The organism is Mycobacterium sp. (assembly GCF_035640695.1).
In the GTDB taxonomy this organism is placed as follows: domain Bacteria; phylum Actinomycetota; class Actinomycetes; order Mycobacteriales; family Mycobacteriaceae; genus Mycobacterium.
Window position 1 is genome coordinate 1 of sequence record NZ_DASQVQ010000055.1, and the last position, 21,626, is coordinate 21,626.

General features: G+C 66.3%; 24 protein-coding genes and 1 pseudogene. 10 read left to right on the plus strand and 15 right to left on the minus strand.

Annotation, left to right across the window (positions count from 1 at the left end):
- Nucleotides 1-148: 148 nt before the first annotated feature.
- Nucleotides 149-1,600 (plus strand): annotated as a pseudogene (locus VE759_RS06540) (HAD-IC family P-type ATPase); the annotation flags it as partial.
- 119 nt (nucleotides 1,601-1,719) lie between these two features.
- Here the strand turns inward: VE759_RS06540 and VE759_RS22835 are convergent.
- Nucleotides 1,720-1,833 (minus strand): Rv1535 domain-containing protein, encoded by a 114-nt coding sequence (locus VE759_RS22835; protein WP_349256016.1) that lies wholly within the window; start codon nucleotides 1,831-1,833, stop codon nucleotides 1,720-1,722.
- Between the two features lie 78 nt (nucleotides 1,834-1,911).
- Between VE759_RS22835 and VE759_RS06545 the strand changes: the two genes are divergently transcribed.
- Nucleotides 1,912-2,187 carry a hypothetical protein gene (locus VE759_RS06545; RefSeq protein ID WP_324929387.1) on the plus strand — a complete coding sequence of 92 codons (276 nt, stop codon included), beginning with the start codon at nucleotides 1,912-1,914 and terminating at the stop codon, nucleotides 2,185-2,187.
- 24 nt (nucleotides 2,188-2,211) lie between these two features.
- Here the strand turns inward: VE759_RS06545 and VE759_RS06550 are convergent, their stop codons facing one another.
- Genes VE759_RS06550 through VE759_RS06560 form a run of 3 tightly spaced genes read right to left on the minus strand, consistent with a single transcriptional unit; the run spans nucleotide 2,212 to nucleotide 4,453 of the window.
- The gene (locus tag VE759_RS06550) at nucleotides 2,212-3,090 is read right to left on the minus strand and encodes an alkaline phosphatase family protein (protein ID WP_324929389.1); all 879 of its coding nucleotides are present in this window, start codon (nucleotides 3,088-3,090) and stop codon (nucleotides 2,212-2,214) included.
- A gap of 54 nt (nucleotides 3,091-3,144) precedes the next feature.
- Nucleotides 3,145-3,606, minus strand: coding sequence for a nitroreductase family deazaflavin-dependent oxidoreductase (locus VE759_RS06555; protein WP_324929391.1), 462 nt, complete (start codon nucleotides 3,604-3,606; stop codon nucleotides 3,145-3,147).
- Nucleotides 3,599-4,453 carry an NAD(P)H-binding protein gene (locus VE759_RS06560; RefSeq protein ID WP_324929393.1) on the minus strand — a complete coding sequence of 285 codons (855 nt, stop codon included), beginning with the start codon at nucleotides 4,451-4,453 and terminating at the stop codon, nucleotides 3,599-3,601. Before VE759_RS06560 ends, VE759_RS06555 begins: the two co-directional genes overlap by 8 nt.
- 108 nt (nucleotides 4,454-4,561) lie before the next feature.
- Here VE759_RS06560 and sigI point away from each other — a divergent pair, with 108 nt between their 5' ends.
- Both sigI and VE759_RS06570 read left to right on the plus strand, forming a co-directional pair.
- Nucleotides 4,562-5,446 (plus strand): RNA polymerase sigma factor SigI, encoded by an 885-nt coding sequence (gene sigI, locus VE759_RS06565; protein ID WP_324929395.1) that lies wholly within the window; start codon nucleotides 4,562-4,564, stop codon nucleotides 5,444-5,446.
- Between the two features lie 223 nt (nucleotides 5,447-5,669).
- Nucleotides 5,670-6,611, plus strand: coding sequence for an esterase family protein (locus VE759_RS06570; RefSeq protein ID WP_414687844.1), 942 nt, complete (start codon nucleotides 5,670-5,672; stop codon nucleotides 6,609-6,611).
- A gap of 165 nt (nucleotides 6,612-6,776) precedes the next feature.
- On the opposite strand, the gene VE759_RS06575 is transcribed toward VE759_RS06570, so the two are convergent.
- The 6 genes from VE759_RS06575 to VE759_RS06600 form a co-directional block, all read right to left on the minus strand.
- Entirely contained in the window at nucleotides 6,777-6,908 is a 132-nt protein-coding gene (locus tag VE759_RS06575) for a hypothetical protein (RefSeq protein WP_324929399.1), read from the minus strand.
- A gap of 75 nt (nucleotides 6,909-6,983) precedes the next feature.
- A complete protein-coding gene (locus VE759_RS06580) occupies nucleotides 6,984-7,154 on the minus strand; it encodes a hypothetical protein (RefSeq protein ID WP_324929401.1) in 171 nt (56 codons plus the stop codon).
- 127 nt (nucleotides 7,155-7,281) lie between these two features.
- Nucleotides 7,282-7,959 (minus strand): sigma-70 family RNA polymerase sigma factor, encoded by a 678-nt coding sequence (locus VE759_RS06585; protein ID WP_324929403.1) that lies wholly within the window; start codon nucleotides 7,957-7,959, stop codon nucleotides 7,282-7,284.
- The gene (locus VE759_RS06590) at nucleotides 7,956-8,756 is read right to left on the minus strand and encodes an aquaporin (protein WP_324929405.1); all 801 of its coding nucleotides are present in this window, start codon (nucleotides 8,754-8,756) and stop codon (nucleotides 7,956-7,958) included. Before VE759_RS06590 ends, VE759_RS06585 begins: the two co-directional genes overlap by 4 nt.
- Nucleotides 8,757-8,881: 125 nt before the next feature.
- Nucleotides 8,882-10,411 (minus strand): GAF domain-containing protein, encoded by a 1,530-nt coding sequence (locus VE759_RS06595; RefSeq protein ID WP_324929407.1) that lies wholly within the window; start codon nucleotides 10,409-10,411, stop codon nucleotides 8,882-8,884.
- Nucleotides 10,412-10,458: 47 nt separating this feature from the next.
- The gene (locus VE759_RS06600; RefSeq protein ID WP_324929409.1) at nucleotides 10,459-11,433 is read right to left on the minus strand and encodes an aldo/keto reductase; all 975 of its coding nucleotides are present in this window, start codon (nucleotides 11,431-11,433) and stop codon (nucleotides 10,459-10,461) included.
- A 201-nt stretch (nucleotides 11,434-11,634) separates the two neighbouring features.
- Between VE759_RS06600 and VE759_RS06605 the strand changes: the two genes are divergently transcribed.
- Nucleotides 11,635-12,036 (plus strand): response regulator, encoded by a 402-nt coding sequence (locus VE759_RS06605; protein WP_324929411.1) that lies wholly within the window; start codon nucleotides 11,635-11,637, stop codon nucleotides 12,034-12,036.
- Here the strand turns inward: VE759_RS06605 and VE759_RS06610 are convergent.
- The gene (locus tag VE759_RS06610; RefSeq protein WP_414687845.1) at nucleotides 12,033-12,737 is read right to left on the minus strand and encodes a response regulator transcription factor; all 705 of its coding nucleotides are present in this window, start codon (nucleotides 12,735-12,737) and stop codon (nucleotides 12,033-12,035) included. The two genes, VE759_RS06605 and VE759_RS06610, sit on opposite strands and share 4 nt — an antisense overlap.
- 177 nt (nucleotides 12,738-12,914) lie before the next feature.
- Here VE759_RS06610 and VE759_RS06615 point away from each other — a divergent pair, with 177 nt between their 5' ends.
- Nucleotides 12,915-13,250, plus strand: coding sequence for a metalloregulator ArsR/SmtB family transcription factor (locus VE759_RS06615; RefSeq protein WP_324929413.1), 336 nt, complete (start codon nucleotides 12,915-12,917; stop codon nucleotides 13,248-13,250).
- Complete coding sequence (locus tag VE759_RS06620) at nucleotides 13,247-13,717, plus strand: SRPBCC family protein (RefSeq protein ID WP_324929415.1); 471 nt, start codon at nucleotides 13,247-13,249, stop codon at nucleotides 13,715-13,717. Before VE759_RS06615 ends, VE759_RS06620 begins: the two co-directional genes overlap by 4 nt.
- Before the next feature lie 25 nt (nucleotides 13,718-13,742).
- Here the strand turns inward: VE759_RS06620 and lysA are convergent, their stop codons facing one another.
- Entirely contained in the window at nucleotides 13,743-15,155 is a 1,413-nt protein-coding gene (lysA, locus tag VE759_RS06625; protein ID WP_324929417.1) for a diaminopimelate decarboxylase, read from the minus strand.
- A gap of 214 nt (nucleotides 15,156-15,369) precedes the next feature.
- Here lysA and VE759_RS06630 point away from each other — a divergent pair, with 214 nt between their 5' ends.
- Nucleotides 15,370-16,263 (plus strand): DMT family transporter, encoded by an 894-nt coding sequence (locus VE759_RS06630; RefSeq protein ID WP_324929419.1) that lies wholly within the window; start codon nucleotides 15,370-15,372, stop codon nucleotides 16,261-16,263.
- On the opposite strand, the gene VE759_RS06635 is transcribed toward VE759_RS06630, so the two are convergent.
- The 3 genes from VE759_RS06635 to VE759_RS06645 are packed head-to-tail and all read right to left on the minus strand — an operon-like array spanning nucleotide 16,260 to nucleotide 18,656.
- A complete protein-coding gene (locus VE759_RS06635; RefSeq protein ID WP_324929421.1) occupies nucleotides 16,260-16,670 on the minus strand; it encodes a RidA family protein in 411 nt (136 codons plus the stop codon). The two genes, VE759_RS06630 and VE759_RS06635, sit on opposite strands and share 4 nt — an antisense overlap.
- Nucleotides 16,667-17,707 (minus strand): acetamidase/formamidase family protein, encoded by a 1,041-nt coding sequence (locus VE759_RS06640; RefSeq protein ID WP_324929423.1) that lies wholly within the window; start codon nucleotides 17,705-17,707, stop codon nucleotides 16,667-16,669. The genes VE759_RS06635 and VE759_RS06640 overlap by 4 nt, the downstream gene beginning before the upstream one ends.
- Before the next feature lie 46 nt (nucleotides 17,708-17,753).
- Nucleotides 17,754-18,656, minus strand: a complete 903-nt coding sequence (locus VE759_RS06645; protein ID WP_414687846.1) for an SPFH domain-containing protein — start codon at nucleotides 18,654-18,656, stop codon at nucleotides 17,754-17,756.
- Between the two features lie 366 nt (nucleotides 18,657-19,022).
- Here VE759_RS06645 and VE759_RS06650 point away from each other — a divergent pair, with 366 nt between their 5' ends.
- Both VE759_RS06650 and VE759_RS06655 read left to right on the plus strand, forming a co-directional pair.
- Nucleotides 19,023-21,158, plus strand: coding sequence for an elongation factor G-like protein EF-G2 (locus tag VE759_RS06650; RefSeq protein ID WP_324929427.1), 2,136 nt, complete (start codon nucleotides 19,023-19,025; stop codon nucleotides 21,156-21,158).
- Nucleotides 21,159-21,407: 249 nt separating this feature from the next.
- The coding region (locus VE759_RS06655; RefSeq protein WP_324929430.1) for an MlaD family protein at nucleotides 21,408-21,626 on the plus strand (219 nt) is incomplete at its 3' end.

Genomic DNA, 21,626 nt, shown 5'->3' on the forward strand with positions numbered 1-21,626 from the left:
CGCCAGTCTGCGCCAAGCCGTCGCCAGCGGCGTGGCCGTCACCGTGGCCGCGGTGCCGGAGGGCCTGGCTCTCGTCGCGACGCTTGCGCAACAGGCGTCCGCGCGACGGTTGACGAAGCTGGGCGCATTGGTGCGCAGCCCCCGCTCGGTGGAAGCGCTCGGCCGCGTCGACGTCGTCTGCTTCGACAAGACCGGCACGCTGAGCGAAAATCGGTTGCGCGTCGCGCACGTACGCCCGGCACCCGGAATGTCGGTCGACGAGGTGCTCGGATGCGCAGCACGGGCGACCCCCGTCCCCGACGGCGGCGGCCGTCATCCACACGCCACCGATACCGCCGTCAGCGAGGCGGCCGCCAAAGCCGGCGTGGCACCCGCCGAACCCGGCTTGGGACACTTGCCATTTCGGTCCGGTCGCCCGTTCTCCGCTTCGGTGTCGCGCACCGAGCTGACCATGAAGGGCGCACCGGAAGTCGTGTTGAGAGCGTGCACCGGGCAGAACGAGCCGGTCGAACACATGGTTCATCAAATGGCCGAGGACGGCTTGCGGGTGATCGCGGTCGCGCGGCGGCCCGTGACGGCCGAGCAGGCGCAGTCGGCATGCGACGACCAGGACGCGTTCGCTGCGTTGTGCAAGGAAGGCATGCGTCCCGCGGGACTGCTCGGCCTTTCGGATACCCCGCGCTCGGATGCGGCCGACGTGCTGGCGTCGTTGGGCGAGAGCCAAGTCGGTGTGCGGTTAATCACAGGTGACCATCCGGTGACCGCCGCCGCGGTGGCCCGAGAGCTCGGCATACCGGTCACCGCCGAGCACGTCATCAGCGGCTCCGAATGGGAGGCGCTGTCGCGTCGCGGCCAGGAACAGGCCGTGACCGATCGGGTGGTGTTCGCGCGCATGACGCCGGAGAACAAGGTGCAGATCGTTCAGACGCTCGAACGCAGCGGCCAGGTCTGCGCGATGGTCGGCGACGGCGCCAACGACGCCGCCGCGATCCGCGCGGCGACCGTCGGCATCGGCGTCGCATCGCCGGGCAGCGATCCGGCGCGCACCGCGGCGGACGTGATGCTGCTCGACGGGCGGATCAGTGCTCTGCTCGACGCGCTCGACGAGGGCCGCCAGCTGTGGCGACGGGTGCAGGCCGCGGTGTCGGTGTTGCTCGGCGGGAATGCCGGCGAAGTCGCGTTCGCGATCATCGGCAGCGCGCTCACCGGCCGTTCGCCGCTGAACACCCGGCAGCTGTTGTTGGTCAACATGCTGACCGATGCGCTGCCCGCCGCGGCCCTGGCGGTCAGCGCTCCGGCCGAAGACGGTTTTGCCGGACGCGGTCCCGACCAGGCGGCGCTGTGGCGCACGGTTGCGGTTCGGGGCGCCACCACGGCCGCGGGCGCTACCACCGCCTGGGCCCTGGCCAGCGTCACCGGACGACCGCGGCGCGCGTCCACGGTCGCGCTGGTCGCGCTGGTGGCCACACAGCTCGGCCAGACGCTGCTTGACTCGCGCAGCCCGCTCGTCGTGACGACGGCCGCCGGGTCATTGATCGTGATGGGAGCGGCGATCAGCACACCGGGCGTCAGCCAGTTGCTCGGAAGCACACCGCTGGGGCCGGTCGGCTGGGCGCAGGCACTGGGGTCGGCTACGCTCGCGACAGCGGCCGCCGCAATCGCGCCGCGACTGATCGCCGCACGCTTCGGCGCAGAACCGTCAGGCGAAGCCGATTCCGCTCAGTCGACGATCTCGACGACGCCCGCGCGCCACAGCACGGCGTACAACTGGCGCAACGGCACGGCGAGGACACGCGCGACCACGTCGGTCAGCGGGTCTGTGCTCACACCCATAGCCGGATTGGACACGACTACCAGGTTCGCTGGATCACTCGACACGCCGACAAACACGCCATGACGAAGAGGCAACAAATGACCGACAAGTCACCACACAGGACCTCGCATCGCGGCGCGGTGGAACGCGTCCAGGAGGCCGAATCATTTGCGGTGAATCTTCCCGTGGTGGGACGTCTCCGCATACCGCGGCCGGACCAGCTTGCCTATTACGGCGCCCTTGCCGCGCTGGCTGCCGTGGAGATCATCGATTGGCCGGTCGCCGTCGCGATCGGTGCCGGCCACGCGCTGGCCAGCAACCACCACAGCCGCATCGCGCGGGAGCTCGGCGAGGCCCTCGAGGACTCCGAATAGGGATTTGCCCGGTTCACGGCCCGATCAGGCCCAAATATCGGTGATCGGGGGCGCATTCGCCGCCAGTCCGGTCTTGGGCAGGCCGTACATCTCCTGCAGAGTCGACAGCACGTTGTAGTGGCTGATCGGCTCGGCGTACGTTCCGGGCTTGACGTGCGCGCCGTAAAACACCGTGGGTATCTGGTTTTTCGGACCGTTGTCGTCCTCGTCCCAGGTCAGGATCAGCAGGCTGTTATTGGCCTGCGCCCAGTTCGCGTACGCCGCCAGGTTGGTGTTGAGCCAGGCGTCGGCCTGGGCAATGGTTCCGTCGTGCATGTCGTTGTCGAGGTTCGGGATGACGAACGACACCGTCGGCAGGCTGGAGTAATCAGACCGGGCGTTGAACTCGGTGAACGGCACCGAGCTTGCGGGCGGCACGTTGGTGAAGTTGGCCCACGGCGCGTGCTTGCGGGCGTATTTGCCTGACGTGCAGGCCGGGGAACCCACGCTGGGCAGATCCTCCGAGAACCCGGCGAAGGTGTGTCCGGCGGCCAACAGCTCCGATCCCAGATTCGGTGCGGCCCCCGCATTCACGGGGCAGGCATCGGAGTTCAGCCCGAGGGTGCTGCCGGCGAACAGCGCCAGGTAATTCGGCTCACTCGGATGGGTTTCCGCGTAGGACTGGGTCATCAGCGCGCCGTTGGCCGCCAGTGCGTTGATGTAGGGCGCGGACTTGTTGCCGATGACGGCGGCGTTGGAGTGGTTCTCCTCCACAACTATCACGACGTGCGCCGGTGCCGGGATTGCCGCGACCACGTCCACCGGCGCGGCGACGTGGATGTCGTGGATGTCGGTGGACAGCGCCGCGAACGCGGAGACGGCCAGCACACCGAGCACCGCGACGTGGCCGGGCCGGCTGATCATGCGGCGAGTGTAGGCCCGGATGCTGTGGCCGCACGATATCGCTGCGGGCGCGTCTCACGGCGCCGGCTGGTTCGCGGCGATCGGGTCGAACCTGAACACCGGGCATCTTCCGGCGAGGGCCTCGAACTCGTCGGGGGTGCCCTCCCGAATCAGCCCGGAGCGTTTACCGAACCCGACCCCGATCGGCACTTTCACCGGGAAGGACCGCAGCACCGGGCGTGCCTGCTCGGCGCTGAGCTCAACGATCCTGACGGGCCGGGACTTTCGCCCCCGACTGAGGGTGCCGGCGCCGGCCGCCCGCGCGTTTTTGGCCCAATCCGCGCCGGGAAATCCAGCCACCGTGTACAGGTTCCCGTCCAGTTCGAACGGAGTCATCGGCGTGCTTCGCGGTTGACCGGACTTGCGTCCGGGCACGGTCAAAACCATCGCCGGACCCGTTATTATCCCCATCTTTTGGACAGCGATCATGACCTTGTTCATCGGCTTCAGCCACCACGGCGGGCGCGGATCAGACATTTGTTGCCGCCCTTGCGGTAAAGAGGTCGCGATGCTCGGATACCCAGTGCGCGAACGTCTGTGCGGGCCGGCCCAGGATCTTCTCCACGTCCCGAGTCACCAGCGCTGTGGTGTCGTTGTTGCTCGACAGGAAGGCCAAATACGCGTCCGCGAAGTCGGCAGAAAAGCCGATCCCAATGAACCTCTCCCGCACCACCTCCGCGGGGACTTCCTGGTATCGCAGCGCACGGTTTAGCACCGCACCGATCACTTCCACCAGCTGTGCATTGGTAAGCGCCTCCGGCCCGGTCAATGGAATCCGCTGGCCGACAAGGTCGTCGGTGAGAAGGCCGTGCGCGGCAACCTCGGCGATGTCGCGCTCGACGATGGGTGCGATCGACGCCGTCTGGTATGGACCGTAGACGACGTCACCGGACTGGATCTGAGCCGCCCACATCCCGGAGAGGTTGGTGGCAAAGAACCCGGGGCGCAGACTCACCCACTCCAGACCCGAGTCGACGGCCAGTTGTTCGACCTCCTTGTTGCGGTCGCCGCGAAACCGCGACGGTTGACGCGAGAAGTCGTCGTCGGCGTTTATGGCCGACAACGCGACAAGCCGGCGAACCCCCGCACGCCGCGCCAACTCGACTACATCGGCGAGTTCGGCGCCTAGGGCGCGGGAATTGAGGAACACGGCCGAGGCTCCGGGCAGCGCGGCGGTGGCCGAGGGCACCGCCTCGACACCGGCCGGGAAGCCCGCGGCATCCGGGTTGCGGGTGACCGCGCGCACGCGGACACCGGCCTCGTGCAGCAGCATGACCAGCGGTCGGCCCACATTGCCGGTCGCCCCGGTGACAACGATCGCCATGGTTTGGCTCCTTCCGAATCGCGTTATGCGAACAAGGACGGAGCGGCGGCCGGAAAAGTGACAATGCAGCGGCTGTAACTTTTAGGCGGCCCGGTTCGTCTTCATTGCATGCGAGATCCATCGGCGGTCCCGCCGGGGGACGAGGTCACGGCGGCATGGCGCAGCCACCGTCCATACCTGGTGAACCTCGCCTATCAGATGCTCGGGGACATCGGTGACGCCGAAGACGTTGTGCAGGAGGCGTTTCTGCGGTTTTCCGGTACGAACCAAGGCGAGATCGACGACGTCCGCGGCTGGCTGACCGTGGTGGCCGGGCGGCTGTGTCTGGATCTGGCGCGGTCGGCGCGGGCCCGGCGCGAGCACCCCGGTGACCCTGCGGCACTCGAGGCCGGCCCGCCGGTGAACCAGTCCCGTTCCGCAGACCCCGCCGACCGGGTCACCCTCGACGACGAGGTAAGCACGGCACTGCTCGAGGTGCTGCGCCGCCTCACCCCCGGCGAACGCGTGGCCTTCGTGCTGCACGACGTGTTCCAGATTCCGTTCGACAAGATCGCCGACACGGTGGGCCGGCCGGTCGGAACCTGCCGCCAACTCGCGCGCCGGGCCCGCGGGAAGATCGACAGCAGCAAGCCCCGGCTGGTCGAGGTGCCGAAGCTGGAACATCAACGAGTCACCGAGAAGTTCATCACCGCGTGCGCGAACGGCGACATCCGGGCGCTCACCGCGGTGCTCGATCCCGACGTTTGGGGTGTTGGCACAGTGGTCGGCGATCCCGCGCCCGCACCGCAGATCAATTACGGCGCAGAGGATGTGGCCAGAAATCTGCTGCGGTACCTGGGGCCGGGTGTCACGCTGGTCAGTGGACCGGTCGGGCAGCCGGTGTTGCTCGGCTTTGCCAATCGACGGCTGTTCGTCGTCATCGTTCTGACCGTGCGTGACAGCATCGTCGTCAAAATCGAGGCCACCGCCGACCCGTCGGCTCGGTTTGGTTAAGCCGCGATTGTCCCGCACAGCGCGGGGTTGACGGCAGGCGCGGTGCTTATCAATTCGTTAGCCAACCGCGATGCGACATCTACCAACAGCAACCGGTTACACCGCGTCTGGCCATGTTTGATTACCGAGGCATTGCTTCATCGATCGCATGGGGTGCGACATACGAAAGATGGGATGGGTTGCAGGAATGAGAAGGAAGTACCTCGGTAAATGGCTGTCGCGAATGACAGTCGCAACAGTGACGGCCGCCCTGTTGCCCGGGCTGATCGGGCTGGTGGGCGGCACAGCCACGGCGTCGGCGTTCTCCAAACCGGGTCTGCCGGTCGAGTATCTGATGGTGCCGTCGCCATCGATGGCCCGAGACATCAAGATTCAGTTCCAGGGCGGCGGTCCACACGCGCTCTACCTGCTGGACGGCCTGCGTGCGCAGGACGACTACAACGGCTGGGACATCAACACCCCGGCCTTTGAGTGGTACTACAAGTCCGGTATATCGGTGATCATGCCGGTCGGCGGTCAGTCCAGCTTCTACACCGACTGGTATCAGCCATCGCAGGGCAACGGCCAGAACTACACCTACAAGTGGGAGACCTTCCTGACTCAGGAGCTGCCACAGTGGATGTCGGCCAACAAGGGTGTGTCGACGACGGGCAATGCGGCGGTGGGCCTGTCGATGTCGGGCAACTCGGCGATGATTCTGGCGGCCTACTATCCGGACAAGTTCATCTACGCCGGCTCGCTGTCGGGCTTCCTGAACCCGTCGGAAGGATGGTGGCCGACATTGATCGGTATGGCGATGAACGACGCCGGCGGCTACAACGCCAGCAGCATGTGGGGTCCGTCAAGTGATCCGGCGTGGCAGCGCAACGACCCGATGCTGCAGATCCCGCGGCTGGTGCAGAACAACACCCGCATCTGGCTGTACTGCGGCAACGGCACCCCGAACGAACTGGGCGGCGCCGACTTGCCGGCAACGTTCCTGGAGGGCTTCACCCTTCGCACGAACCTGACGTGGCGAGATAAATACCTCGCCGCCGGTGGCCGCAACGCGGTGTTCAACTTCCCGGACAACGGGACACACAGCTGGGGTTACTGGGGTCAGCAGCTGCAGCAGATGAAGCCCGACTTGCAGCGGGTGCTCAACTCGGGACCAGCCGGCACATAACAGCTCCGAGGCGCGTCGGCCCCAGCCTGAAATGGCCTGGGGCCGACGCGTTTACGACAAGGTCGCCGTTGCCTGTTCGAGTTCCATCCGCACATGACGGCCGAGCTCTCTGTCCCCGCCCAATGAATCCGGCCGCACGGGGGACGCATCGCATGACCGAACGGCTCAGCGCGACATGCCGCGCATCGCGGCGTCGACAATCGCGTCGGCCGCCGCCGCGTCCAACCGCGCGTGCCCGGTGACGAGGCGGTACACGGCAGGCCCGAACACCAGGTCGAGCGCTGGCCTCCAACTCAAGTCCTGAACTGTTAGTTCACTATTGCCCATGGCCACGGCGATTGCCAATCGGGGGAGGTTTTCGGACTACGGTCCTCAGAACAGCGACAGCGAGATCACGGTGACGGCGACGATCACCAACAGCAGCGTCAAGATGACGTGACCGATCAGTTGGCGGTGACCGCGATGTGGGTTGAGGTGGCCGCTTTGGCTGGGCCGTGGGTGGTCGATGACGGCACCACGTTGGTTCGGATCATGTTGAGGCATGCGAACTTCCTGGTAATTGGATCGACGCTACAACGTGCTATCTTGGCCGTCACTGCACCGTGACGCATCTGGATTGCTTGGTGCGCAATGAGTTTAGCCGACATGGCGGATGCATGGGCGCGCCTGGTCAACTGGCCTTGCGGGCAGTGTGACTCAGTTCGCCGATGTGCCGTCTCGGAGCCGCATGAGGTGGATGGAGCGGTTCGGGCCGGCTGGGGCTCGGTTTGGCCGAATTTGACAGGATGTTGCGCAATTGACGGCGTCCACGTTGCAGACGCGAGATCACGGTGCCGTTGGGCGTGCGCATGATCTCGGCGATTTCCCTGCACCGGAAGCCTTGGACGTCCGCGTAGTACACGACCATCCGGAATTGCTCCGGCAGCGCCTGCATCGCAGCCTTTATTTCGTTGTCCGGCAATGCCTCAAGCGCCTGCTCCTCGGCCGATCGCAGACCCGCCGCCGCGTGCTGGGCCGCCGTCGTGAGCTGCTGATCGGTGATCTGATCGGTTGCCAACTGCACCGGCCGCCGCTGCTTCTTGCGATAGCTGTTGATGTAGGTGTTCGTCAGGATACGAAACAGCCACGCCTTGACGTTGGTGCCTTGCTGGAACGAGTGAAATCCGGTGTAGGCCTTCACCATTGTGTCCTGGAGCAGGTCTTCTGCATCCTCATGGCTGTGGGTCATGCGTAACGCCTGACGATAGAGCTGGTCAAGCAACGGGATGACATCGGCCTGGAAGCGGTTCGTCAGTTCGGTGTCGCACTCAGATCCGCCGGGCCGTGTGGTCGCGACTGGGCTGGTCATAGTGTCTGTCGGCTCCTATGCGCATCATCGGGACTGAGTTTGAGAAACGCGACGCCGGCAGCGGTGCAGGTGATGATCTGCGCCACCAGGTACACCCACCACGTCGGCCAGCCAAACGTTTGAGTCAGCGCGCCCGTTTGAGTCAGCGCGGCGCCGGCCGTGGTCTGCGGGTTCGACGCCTCCCCCGAGATGGCGCCCGCATGCGCCGAGATGGCGCCGACCAGGGCCGCGCTCGCCACCATGGCGAGCCCAATCGCCATGCCGTGGAGCCAGCTTGATGGCTGACCCTTGGGTGCGACGGTGTTCAGCACCGCATAGCACAACGCGAACGCGACAAGCAGTTCAATTGCCAACGCAGCGATCAGCGTTGGGCCGCCGGGTGTCAGCGCGGCGGTGTTCGCGAGGCGGGCCGGACTCACGATTGCCCGTACCACGACCGCGGCGAAGAGTCCGGCACCGAGTTGCACCGTCCAGTAACCGGCGGCGTCACGAATCCCGATCCAGCGTCGCAACAAAAGCGCAAGGGTGACAGCCGGGTTGCAGTGAGCGGCGGACACGTCGCCGCCGGCGTAGATCATCACGATCAGCGCCGCTCCGATGATCAGCGGCGACAGCGGACTGGGGTTGGACACGGCGGCGCCCACGGTCAACACCAGGTAGAAGGTCCCGATCGCCTCGACCGCGTACTTCACCGCCGGCCACGAACCGATCGCGGTCTTGACGGTGTGAGTCTTAACGGTGTGTGTGTCGGTGTCCGTGATCACGCGAACGGATGCCGGGGACGTGACCGCTTCCATGGAATAACGATCTCGTGGTGGGGCGTCGCTGTCGTCAGCGCTACCGCCCAACCATCCCTGCCCGCCAGCACCCCGCCGGCATACCTGCCAGCTTCAATTCGGCACCAATCTTGGTGAACTCGCGGTTAACCGGTAACCAGTGGGATCTCGACGCGCAGCACGGTTCCGCTTCCTGGTTGACTCGCGAGTGTCAGTGTGCCGCCGAAGGCCTCGACGCGGTCTCTCAATCCCACCAGTCCCGACCCCTTGCGGATGTCGGCTCCGCCGATGCCGTCATCTTCGATAATGATCCTGAGATTCGCATCATCGGCGCGTGCGGACACGCTCACCTGCTCGGCCTGAGCGTGCTTGGCCGTATTGGTGAGCGCCTCGGCCACAACGTAATACGCGGCGACCTCAACGGAAGCCGGCAACCGGCGGTCGATGGCCACATCAAGCGTGACGGGAACCGCGGAACGGCGCGCGAGCGTCTTGAGCGCCGGACCCAGTCCACCGTTGGACAAGACCGCCGGGTGAATCCCTCTGGATATCTCTTGCAGGTCCTCTAACACGCCCGTCAAGGAGGAAACGATGCGCGAGAACTGTTGTTTGAGGCCGGCAAGCTCGTCTGGCACCGCGGCCTCGGCGGTGCGCACGTCGAGGCCCAGCGCGACAAGGCGTTGTTGGGCGCCGTCGTGCAGATCACGCTCCAGGCGGCGCCGCGCCTCGTCGGCGGCCGCCACGATGCGAGCTCGCGAGGCGATCAATTCGTCGCGGGTGGCCGCGTTGGCAAGCGCGGTCGCCACCAGATCGGCGAAGTCGCTGACACGCGCCTCGGTGTCCGGCGGCAACGGTTCGCGTCGCCGGGATCCCACGATGGCCGCGCCCCAGACCCGGGCGTCGACGACGATCGGCGCTCCGGCTACCGACGTGATGCCGGAGCCAAGAATCCGTGCCGCGACCGGGCCGACGGCGTTCTCGTAATCGTCAATCCGGGCGGTGCGGCCGGTCTGCAACAACTTCGCCGCGACGTTGTCACCCTCAAGTGGCAAGCGCTCGCCGACGACCGGCATCGTCAGCAATCCCGGCCGGTAGTGAACGCCGACGAAGGTCGCGTCTCCGTTGCTTTCGTAGCGAAGCACCCACGCGTTTTCCACCGCGAGACACCTGGCCATTTCATCGGCCACCGCGGCGAACACCCGCGCCGGTCTCGCCCCCCGCGCAACGACAGTGGCAACCCGCCTGAGGGCGGCCTGGTGTTCTGCGAGCACCATCAATCTGTCGTGACTTGCCTGCACCATGAGGTGCGCGCGGTGTGTTTCGGCGCGACGCTGGTCGGCCTCGAGCGCGCGAGTTCGCGCCAATCCCGCGACAAAGTTCGTCACCAACGCGACCACCAGGAAAACGGCGACGACCACGCCGTTTTCGAGGTCGAACGGCCCGAGGTGACCGTCACGGAAGTAGTCCAGGGCAACCGCACTGGCCAGCGACATCATCGTCGCAAGCCCTAATCCCCACAACGCCGAGACCACCAAGACACCGAACAGATAAAGCATGCCGAAGCTTTCGTGCGCCGATACCGTTCGGAGCAACCCCACGACGAGGCTCTCGACCGCGATCAGCGTCGCGGCGACGACAATCCCGAGCCACGCCGGCGGAGCGGTAGTGCGCAACATCAGCCGACGTCACACTCGTGCGCAAGGGCAGCCCAACAGCGTCGACTTCACACGCTTTCCGGAGACGGCCCGGCAACCGGCGTAGCCGAGACCATGATCTTGTCGATCTCGATGAGGTCGACCTCGGTCAATAGGACGTCCACGGCGGCCAGACTGTCGTCGACATTCTTGACCTGGCGAGCACCGACGATCGCGACGTGCACGGCGGGATGCGCGAGAGTCCACGCGATCGCCAACTGGCTGATGGTGATGCCGCGATCGGCCGCGAAGGCCTCCAACTCGCGCACGGTCTCGAGATTGCGCCGGTAGGTATCGCCCGTGAACACCGCGCTCTTGCTGCGCCAATCATCGTCGGCGAACTTGGTGTTCGGGTTCAGCGTTCCGGTGAGCAAGCCGTGCGCCAGCGGTCCGTACACCAGCACGCCGATGTTCTCGGCCCGGCAGTACGGAAGCAGGTCGTCTTCGATCCCGCGACGGAACAAGTGGTACGGCGGCTGCACGGTCTCGACCGGCAGCGTGGCGGCGAATTCGGCCATTTGCACGGTGTCGTAGTTCGACACGCCGACGTGGCCGATCTTGCCCGCGGCGACGAGCTCGCCCAGCGCACCGGCGGTTTCCGCGGCGGGCACGGTCGCATCGGGCCAGTGCACCTGGTAGAGGTCGATGTGGTCGACGCCCAACGCTGTGAGACTCTCGTCGACGCCTTTCCGCAGCCACTCGGGGCTCGCATCGCGCACCAGCCCCGAGTCCGTCATCCGCAACCCGCCCTTGGTGGCGATCACCAGCCGATCGCGAGCACTGCGGAGTTCGTCACGAAGAGCCTTGCCGAGGAGGCGCTCCGACGCCCCGAAGCCGTACGCCTGCGCGGTGTCGAAGAAGTTGACGCCGAGCTCGCGGGCGCGGTGAATCGCGGCGATCGCCGAGTCCTCGTCGAAATGTCCCCAGTCCCCACCGAGCTGCCACGTACCAAACGCCAGCCGCGAGACCCGCAGCCCACTTCTGCCCAGTGTTGTGGCCTTCATTGCGCTCTTCCGATCGGTGACAGCGGTTGTCAGCATCGCGCATCGGCCGGGTGGTGTCGCTATGGCTGCCGCCCATCATCGGGTACCGCCTGCTGCTATTCGGGCGTACCCGCTAGCTGCCATCGGCCCGCTTCCGTGCGCGCAACAGGCTTCCTGCTACCCGGAATGCGGTGCCAGGTTCGGCTTCGGCACACTTGACCCATGGTGTCGCAGGTTAAGCAGCTGCGCTGCCTGATCGTCGACGACAACCGCGATTTCATTAACGCCGCCACCAAGTTGCTGGAGCGCGAGGGCATCAAGGTTGTCGGCAAGGCGTCAAGCAGCGCCGAGGGGCTGCTTTGTTTCGAGCAGCTGCGACCCGACTTTGCGTTGATCGATGTCGACCTCGGCACCGAGAGCGGCTTCGACCTGATCGATCAGCTACACAATTCCGGCTGCGCGACACCACCGCCCGTGATCCTGATTTCGACCCACTCGGAACAGGATTTCGCGGAGATGATCAACGCCAGCCCGGCGGTGGGATTCCTGGCCAAATCGGCGCTGTCGTCGCGGGCAATTCATGATCTCCTGCTCCAGGATGGGAATGTGGAGGCGGGCGGCTAGCGGGATTCGAGGAACGTGATCACGGCGCGCACCCGCCGGTGATCATCATCGGTCTCGCCCAGGTCCAGCTTGGTCAGGATGCTGCGCACGTGTTTTTCCACGGTGCCCTCGGTCACCCACAACCGACGCGCGATGCCGGCATTCGAGCGGCCTTCGGCCATCAGCTCCAGTACCTCGTGTTCGCGCGTGCTCAGCACGGCGAGTGGATCATCGCGCCGGCGCCCGGACACCAATTCCTGAACGAGCGCGGGATCCACCACCGAAGCCCCTTTGGCCACCCGCTCGAGGGAATCGATGAAGTCCGCGACGTCGGTGACCCTCGTCTTGAGCAGATATCCGATGCCGTGGCCGCCGGCCAGCAGCTCCATCGCATGCTCGACGTCGACATGCGCCGAAAGGACCATGATTCCGGTGTCGGGCAGATCCGCCCGGATCTGCCGGGCCGCGTCGAGGCCCTCGGTCGAAAAGCTCGGCGGCATCCGAATGTCCACGATGACCACGTCGGGGCGGTTCTCGCGCGCCAATGCGAGCAGCTCAGTGGCGTCGCCGGCCTGGCCGACGACGTCGAAGCCCGAACGCGTCAGCAGACTTGCCAGGCCCTCGCGCAGCAGCACATCGTCCTCTGCCACGATCACTCGCAACCCTGCCAACGCCGAGCCCGGATCTTCGGGCGCGCTCTGGGTGCCCGGGTCAACTCCCATCGACGGCGTGTCCTTCCACGGCGACGCAGCGGTTCGCCTTGCATTCTCCCAGTTGACAGGTAAGCACAAATAGTCACGTCCGGGAACGTCTGTGGCCGAGCGGCTCGCCAAGATCGGTCTTTGGCGCCGTCTTGGCGCCGTCTTGACGCAGCGTCCGTAAGTTGATATGAACGGTAAGTGGTGACTTACGGACGGGTCCTGGACTCTCTCGCCGACGCCACTCGGCGCGACATCCTCGAGATGGTGCGTAAGAAGCCGTCATCGGTACAGGAACTCGCGGATGAACTTCCGATCAGCCGGCCTGCGGTGTCGCAACACCTCAAGATCCTCAAGGATGCCGGCATCGTCACATCCCGGCCGGTCGGAACCCGCCGCGTGTACAGCGTGACCACCGATGGATTCGAGGTACTTCGCCAGTGGCTCGACATCATGTGGCGCGACGCATTGGAGTCCTTCGCCGCGTTCGCCGCGTTCGCCGAAAATCATCCCGCCGACCCAGGAGGTCAGTCATGACCAGCACTACCACCGATGTTCGCCGTGAGATCACCGTCGGCGCTTCGCCCGAGCGCGCGTTCGACCTGTTCACCAACCACATGGCCGAATGGTGGCCCGCCGAGCATCACCTCGCGTCGTCCCCGGTGGTCGCGATGACCGTCGAACCTCGCGTCGGTGGCCGCATCTACGACAGCTGCGAGGACGGCAGCGAATCGACGTGGGGCCAGGTCGTCGAATGGGATCCGCCGGCCGGATTCGTGTTCGGATGGATGATCAACGGCACGTGGCAGCTGGAAACCGACGTCGAAAAGGCATCGCGCGTATCGGTTTCGTTCAGTGCCGAAGGCGACCGCACGCGCGTCGTCGTGGTGCACAACGACTTCTGGCGCATTTCCGACGGCGGTCAGGGCATGGCGGAGGCGGTTGGCGCGCCCGACGGCTGGGGGTCGGGCCTGCGGCGCTTTGCGGAGTTCGTTGCGGGATAGCCCCTATTCTCCGCGTGACAGGGCATCATTCCCCGCGTAATAGGGCATCGCAGCCGGTCCGCGTGGCTTCACGGGATGGATTGGCCGGTGCCATCGCCCATCCGCGGTCGCGGGACAGCAGATCGGCGATCGTCTCGCGGCGCACCAGCTCCCGGGTCTGGCCGTCCCTGACCGCGATGACCGGCGGCCGGCCGACCAGGTTGTAGTTCGACGCCATGCTGTGGTGGTAGGCGCCGGTACACGCCACGGCGAGCAGGTCACCGGGATGAATGTCGTTCGGCAGTAACACGTCGCGGGCGATCTCGTCGCCGGCTTCGCAGTGCCGGCCGACAACGGTCATCGGCTGCGTGGGCCCTAACGGGTGGCGATTGGCCAGCACCACTGTGTATTTCGCGTCGTACAGGACGACTCGCGGATTGTCACTCATGCCACCGTCGACGGCGACGAACGTGCGGCCACCCGGTTGCGACTTGACCGAGACGACGCGATAGAGGGTGACGCCCGCACGGCCGCTGATCGCCCGCCCGGGCTCGATCACGATCGCCGGCCGCGGAAAACGCTCGGCGGCACAGGCGGCATCGAGCGCATCGTCGATAACGTCGGCCAACTGCCCAAGGTCCAGCGCGTGATCACCGGAGACATACGGAATGCCATGTCCGCCACCGATATTCAGCTCGGTGAGTATCACGCCGTGCCGCGCACGGATGTCGGCCATCAACGCGATCATTCTGCGGATGGCCTCACCGTAGAGCGAGGCGTCGGTCACCTGCGACCCGATGTGGCAATGCAAACCGACGAGCTCCAGCAGCGGCTGATCGAGGATCCGCTTGACCGCCATTTCGGCGTGTCCGCCGGCCAGCGCGAAGCCGAACTTCTGATCGGTCACCCCGGTCACCACGGAGCGGTGCCCGTGGACGTCGACGTCGGGGGTGACCCTGACGAGCAACCGCTGAGGCCGGCGCACACGCCCGGCCAGAAAGGCGATCTCGAAGGGCGTGTCCACGACAATCCGGCCCACACCGACCGTGGCCGCGTCGAACAACTCGTCGGGGGTCTTCGCATTGCCGTGCATGACAATCCGCGTGGTGTCGACCCCTGCCGCCAGCGCGGTGGCCAGCTCGCCACCCGAGCAGACGTCCAGGCCCAGGCCCTCTTCGGCGACCCAGCGCGCCACCGCGATGGTGAGCAGCGACTTGCCAGCGTAAACCAACCGGACGTCCGGTAGTGCGGTGCGGTAGCGCCGGATTCGATGCCGGAAGTCGGCCTCATCGAGGACATACGCGGGGGTACGGAACTCGTCGGCGACGTCGGTCAACGACACACCGCCAATGCACAGCCGCCCCATTTCGTCGACTTGCGTGGTCAAGGGCCAGATCACGTGGTCTATTCGCGGTCTGGCCGCGTGCTGCATCGACGGCAGAAGGTCAAAAAGCGTCATAAATTCACCGTGCGCGCGCCGACGGTCCATGGAACAGCTCTTGACGATGTCTTGACGGTGCCCGGTTCAATCTTGACGGCATCCGTTGCGGCTGGGAGCTGCGCCCAGATTGCGGTGGAGTAACCCCCGACCCGCGGCAAGCATCGCCAATGATACGTTCCGAGAGCATGCATTCCGCGCTTTCAATCCACAGACCGACGGTTTGGGGTAGCCGGTGAGTCGACGCGGGTGGGTGCTGTTCGGCGCGATGTGCGTGTTGTGGGGCATCCCGTATCTGATGATCAAGGTGGCTGTCATTGAGGTGTCGGCGCCGGTGCTGGTGCTCGCACGCACAGCGGTCGGCGCGGCGGTGCTGCTACCGCTGGCCATCCGCGCCGGAGGCTTCGACGTCGTGCGGCTGCACTGGCCATGGGTGCTGGCGTTCGCTGTGCTCGAGATCATCGGGCCGTGGTGGCTGATCGCCGACGCCGAACGCCGCTTGTCCAGTTCGATGGCAGGGTTGCTGATCGCTTCCGTCCCGATCATTTCGGCGGTGTTGGCCCGATTCTTCGGCGACACCGAACGGCTGGGCCGAACACGGTTGATCGGCCTGCTGGTTGGGTTCGGCGGAGTCGTGTTGCTGGCCGCGCCGCAGCTGGGCGGCGGGACCGCGCTGTCGGTGGGCGAGATGTTGGTAGTGGCGGTCGGGTACGCCACGGCGCCGCTGATCGCCGGACACCGGATGGCCGACGTTCCCGATGTGCCGCTCACGGCCACCTGTCTCGCGCTCGCCGCAATCGTCTACGCCGCTCCGGCGGCGGCCACCTGGCCAACGTCGACGCCGTCAACCCGGGTGCTGCTGGCGCTCGCCGGCCTTGCCCTGCTGTGCACCGCGCTGGCGTTCGTCGTCTTCTTCGCGCTGATCCGTGAGGTCGGTGCGACGCGGGCGATGGTGTTCACCTATGTGAATCCGGCCGTCGCGGTGACCGCGGGCGTGGTGCTGCTCGGCGAGCCGCTGACGCCGTCGATGATCACCGCGTTCGTGCTGATCCTCGCGGGCTCGGTGCTGGCCACGTCGCGCGCCCGCGGAACGGTCGCGGCGGGCGCGGCGCCGCCTTGCGCGGCCTAGTGATTCCAGCCGTCGCTGCGCCAACACACCCAGTCGATCTCGACGCGAGCCCCAACGGCAAGACCGGCGGTGCCCACACAGGTACGGCTGGGCAGGCGACCGGAGAACCACGGCGCGTAGGCCGCATTGAACGCCTCATAGTCGTCCCAGTCGACGAGATACGCCCGGACCTGGACGACATCGGTCAACCCGCCGCCACACAGCTCGGTGACGCGCAGCAGGTTGTGCAGAACATGGTTGGTCTGGGTAGCGATGTCGTCGCCCACGAGCGCGCCGGTCAGGTCGGTGGGCATCTGGCCGGTGACGTAGAGCGTCTGCCCGGCGGCGGTGGCGTGGGCGAACGGCGCGACCGGTGGCGGCACACCGTCGTCGGGTGTGAACGTGAATGCCCGGATGCCAGAGGTCATGGGGCGGCACCGACCCACGTTGGGAAACAACTTTTTTCGATGCGACTGTGGACGCCTTGGCGCTGGTCGACCACCTGAGTGACGGTGAAGTCCACCGCGACGGACATGAACGAGTAGGCGTCGGCGCGAGAGAGGCCGAAGTAACGTTCGAGTATCGCGAGCGTGCGCAGGGCCGCCGCCTTCATCGCCTCGTCAAGTGTGTTGCCGAAGCCGTGGACCAGCAGTTCGGTCGGCGTTTCCAGGACGGGCACGGTGAACGGAAGGTCACGGCGAATCGTCAGTCGCAACAGACCATTCAGCGAGGCCTCCAGTGCGGTGCCGCTGACCTCGGCGTCGCCCTGGGACACGTGCGGGTCGCCGACGGACAACAGCGCACCGTCGACGTGGACCGGGTAGTACATCCGGCCACCCGCGCCGATCCGCCAGTTGTCCACGTTGCCGCCGTGATCGCCGGGCGGCACCGACGAGACCCGCTCCGGCTCGGCCGGCGCGACGCCCATCGCGCCGAAGTGCGGACGCAGCGGCACGACGACGCCGGACAGCGCGGGCCCGCGGCGGCTCGCGTCGGGCGCGACGATGGTGCCCGGCTGGTCGGCCAGCGGCGTCGTAATCCAGTCGTAGGCGAACATCGCCCGGCCGAGCAGGGCGTCGATGTCCAGTTGGTAGATGGTGACGCGCTCGACGGGTAACTCGCCGTACAAGAAGCCCCAATGGGCCGCAAGATTCGAGCCGTAGGGCAGGCGCGGGGTGGCCTCGAGGATGTCGACCTGCAGCACGTCGCCGGGGCGGGACCCGGCTACGGCGATCGGACCGGTGAGCACGTGCGGGCCCGGGCCACGGTCCTGGACCGCGTCGAACACCGCGGCGATGCCGGCGTCCATCAACAGATCGGGCGCGTCACCGGCGTGGTGGGTGAGCGTTTCGATCGCGACCAAGTCGCCCGACGCCACCGTCAGCGCCGGTTCCAGCCGGGGGTCGAAGTAGCCCCAATGCACCGTCGACGGCGTCGCGGCGAGGTGATGCACGGTCGGGGTCACGACGGCCGATCATGCCAGCCGCAGCTGGGATCGTCGCTGCTAAGGATCAGGCCGGAGTCTGCTGCTGTGGCTTGCCTTCGAGCGCACGGGTGTCGTCCGGAATCTCCGGCGGGGCCAGATCCGTCGCCTCGCCGTTTGCTGCCGGCACCGCGGCGGGGGGTGTAACGGCCGGCTTGTCCGGTCGCTGCGATCGCTCCGGCGTGGCTCGTTCCAAGAACCGCAGCAGTTCGACGGGAAACGGCAGGACAACCGTCGAGTTCTTCTCGGCGGCTACCTCGACGACGGTCTCCAGCAGCCGCAGTTGCAGCGCCGCGGGGTATTCGCCCATCACGTCGGCCGCCTGTGCCAGCTTCTCGGACGCCTGCAGTTCGCCGTCCGCGGTGATGACCCGGGCCCGTCGCTCGCGCTCGGCCTCCGCTTGGCGCGCGATCGAGCGCTTCATGGTGTCGGGGAGCACGACGTCCTTGATCTCGACGCGGTCGATGTGGATGCCCCAGCCCAGCGCGGGGCTGTCGATCATCAACTCGAGACCCTGATTGAGGTGTTCGCGGTTAGACAGCAGGTCGTCCAGGTTGCTTTTGCCGATGATCGACCGCAGCGACGTCTGCGCGACCTGGCCGATCGCCGATATATAGTCCTGCACGTCGACGGCAGCGCGGACCGGATCGGAGACCTTGAAGTAGATGACGGCGTCGACGCGGACCGTCACGTTGTCACGGGTGATGCCGTCTTGGGCGGGCACCGGCATCGTGATGATCTGCATGTTCACCTTCTGCAGGCGATCGGCGATCGGAATCAGCATCGTCAGGCCGGGTTGACGAACGCCCTCCTGCACGCGCCCGAAGCGGAACACGACGCCGCGTTCGAACTGCTTGACGACGCGAATGTTTGCCCCCGCCAACCACAGCACACCCAGGCCGGCAAGCGCGGCGGCGGCCAATTCCATCATCATCTTGTCTCCAGTTCCGCCCAGCCATCACCCGCTGCACACGTTGACGATTCGGGGCTGCGTACCACATGCGGGACGCCGCGCGGCGGCCAGAACCTCATCGTCACCGATCTGAGGTCCGTTAACCTGCCCGCGGCCATTCTCCGGCCCACGGGGCCTGAGCTCATAAATCCGATTGTGGCACCGGCGGTTATGCGGCTCAACGGCGCGGGCCGGCCGGAGCGACTAGCGGTTCAGGTAAACGGCCGGTGAGCGGCCGCGGCGATTTCCACCGAATTCTTGTGCTCGATGGGTCCTTGGGGGAATTGTGGGTTAACAAGATCCGACCTGCAGAGGCGAAGCGAGCCGGGGCTTAGGAGAAACGTCATGGCAGACAAGGCGAGTACTTCCCAGGGCGGGGGAGCCGCACCGACCGCCGACAATCCAGCCAACATCCGCAACGTGGTTCTCGTCGGACCGTCGTGCTCCGGCAAGACCACGCTGATCGAGGCGCTCTTGGTCGCCTCCGGAGTGCTCAACAGGGCCGGCTCGGTGGTGGACGGCACGACGGTCTGCGACAGCGACGACGCCGAGATCCGACAACAGCGCTCCGTTGGGCTCGCGCTTGCTCCGCTGCTGCACGAGGGCGTCAAGCTCAATCTGATCGACACGCCCGGATACGCCGACTTCGTGGGCGAGCTGCGCGCCGGGCTGCGGGCCGCCGATTGCGCGCTGTTCGTGATCGCGGCCAACGAGGGTGTCGATGAGCCGACCAAGGCGGTATGGAACGAATGCGATCAGGTGGGCATGCCGCGAGCCGTGGTGATCACGAAGCTCGACCACGCCCGGGCCAACTACGAGAACGTGCTCGCGGAGGCCCAGAACGCCTTCGGGGAGAAAGTGTTGCCGCTGTATCTGCCGGCTGAAAAGGGCCTGATCGGGCTGCTGTCTCAGACGCAGTACGAATACCTCGACGGCAAGCGGACCACCCGCGAACCCGACGCTTCGCACGCCGACCGGATCGAGGAGCAGCGCGGCACCCTGATCGAGGGGATCATCGAGGAATCCGAGGACGAGACCCTGATGGACCGCTACCTCGGCGGCGAGCAAATCGACCAATCGGTGCTGATCGACGACCTGGAGAAGGCGGTCGCGCGTGGTTCGTTCTTCCCGGTGATCCCGGTATGCAGCGGCACCGCCGTCGGCACGCTCGAGCTGCTCGAGATCGCCAGCAAGGGATTCCCGTCGCCGTTGGAACACCCACTGCCCGAGGTGTTTACGCCGCAGGGCAAGTCCCGCACCGGCCTCACCTGCGATCCGGACGGGCCGCTGCTCGCCGAGGTGGTGAAGACGACGTCGGACCCCTACGTCGGCAGGGTCAGCCTGGTCCGGGTGTTCGCCGGGACCATCAGGCCGGACATGACGGTTCACGTTTCGGGCCATTTCACGTCCTTTTTCGGTGAGGGAAACACCCATGCCGACCACGACGAGGACGAGCGCATCGGGCCGCTGTCCTTCCCGCTGGGCAGGCAGCAACGCCCCGCGCCGGCCGTGGTGGCGGGCGACATCTGCGCGATAGGCCGGCTGAGTCGGGCCGAAACCGGTGACACGCTGTCGGACAAGTCCGATCCAATGGTGCTCAAGCCGTGGACGATGCCCGAGCCGCTGCTTCCGGTCGCGGTGCAGGCGAAGGCCAAGACCGACGAGGACAAGCTGTCGCTCGGATTGCAGCGGCTGGCCGCCGAGGATCCGACGCTGCGCATCGAGCAGAATCAGGAGACTCATCAGATCGTGCTCTGGTGCATGGGTGAGGCGCATTCCAACGTCGTACTCGACGCGCTGGCCAACCGCTACGGCGTCAAGGTGGACACCATCGAGGTCCGCGTACCATTGCGAGAAACGTTCGGCGGCAAGGCCAAAGGCCACGGCAGGCACGTGAAGCAGTCCGGCGGACATGGTCAGTACGCCGTCTGCGACATCGAGGTGGAGCCGTTGCCGGAGGGCTCGGGATTCCAGTTCGTCGACAAGGTGGTCGGCGGCGCCGTGCCTCGGCAGTTCATCCCGAGCGTGGAGAAGGGTGTGCGCGCGCAGATGGAAAGGGGCGTCGCCGCCGGCTACCCGGTGGTCGACATCCAGGTGACTCTCTTCGACGGCAAGGCCCACAGCGTCGACTCATCCGATTTCGCGTTCCAGATGGCCGGGGGCCTGGCGCTGCGCGAGGCGGCCGCGGCCACCAAGGTGAACCTGCTGGAACCGGTCGACGAGGTGTCGGTGCTGGTGCGCGACGACCTGGTCGGCGCGGTGATGAGCGACCTGTCCGGCCGCCGCGGCCGCCTGCTCGGCACCGACAAGATCGGCGACGACCGCACGCTGGTCAAGGCCGAGGTGCCGCAAGTGGAGCTGACCCGCTACGCCATCGACCTGCGCTCGCTGTCACACGGCGCGGGCTCGTTCACCCGCTCGTTCGTCCGCTACGAACCGATGCCCGAACACGCGGCCGCCAAGGTGAAGGCATCGGCCTGAGGCCGACGCCGACGGGGCGCTCGGGCACTTAAGGGCGGGGGGAACGGTCAGCACACCGTTGACCGACTGGCGCCGATTTGCGGCGACGCGCTGATCTTGAAAAGCTTAAACAGCCTAGGAAGTTGGCGGCGTCGCGAGAATACGAGGCGCGCCTGACGCTCGCAGCTAAGGTTCCACGTCGAGGGGGTCACGGTGGATCAGCGACGGACCACGCCGGCCGCGTGGCTGCGCGCTAAACAGCGGCGCTGGCTGTATGACCCGCCGCTGAAGACCGCCAATGTGATCACATGGCTGATCCTCGCCACGATCTTTGCGCTGGTGTTTCTTCAGTTCCGCGGTGATTTCACGCCGAAGACGCAGTTGACGATGATTGCCGGGCGCGCGGGGTTGTCGATGGATCGCGGGGGCAAGGTCACCTACAACGGTGTGGAGATCGGCCGGGTCGCCAAGATCGACCTGCTTGAGCAG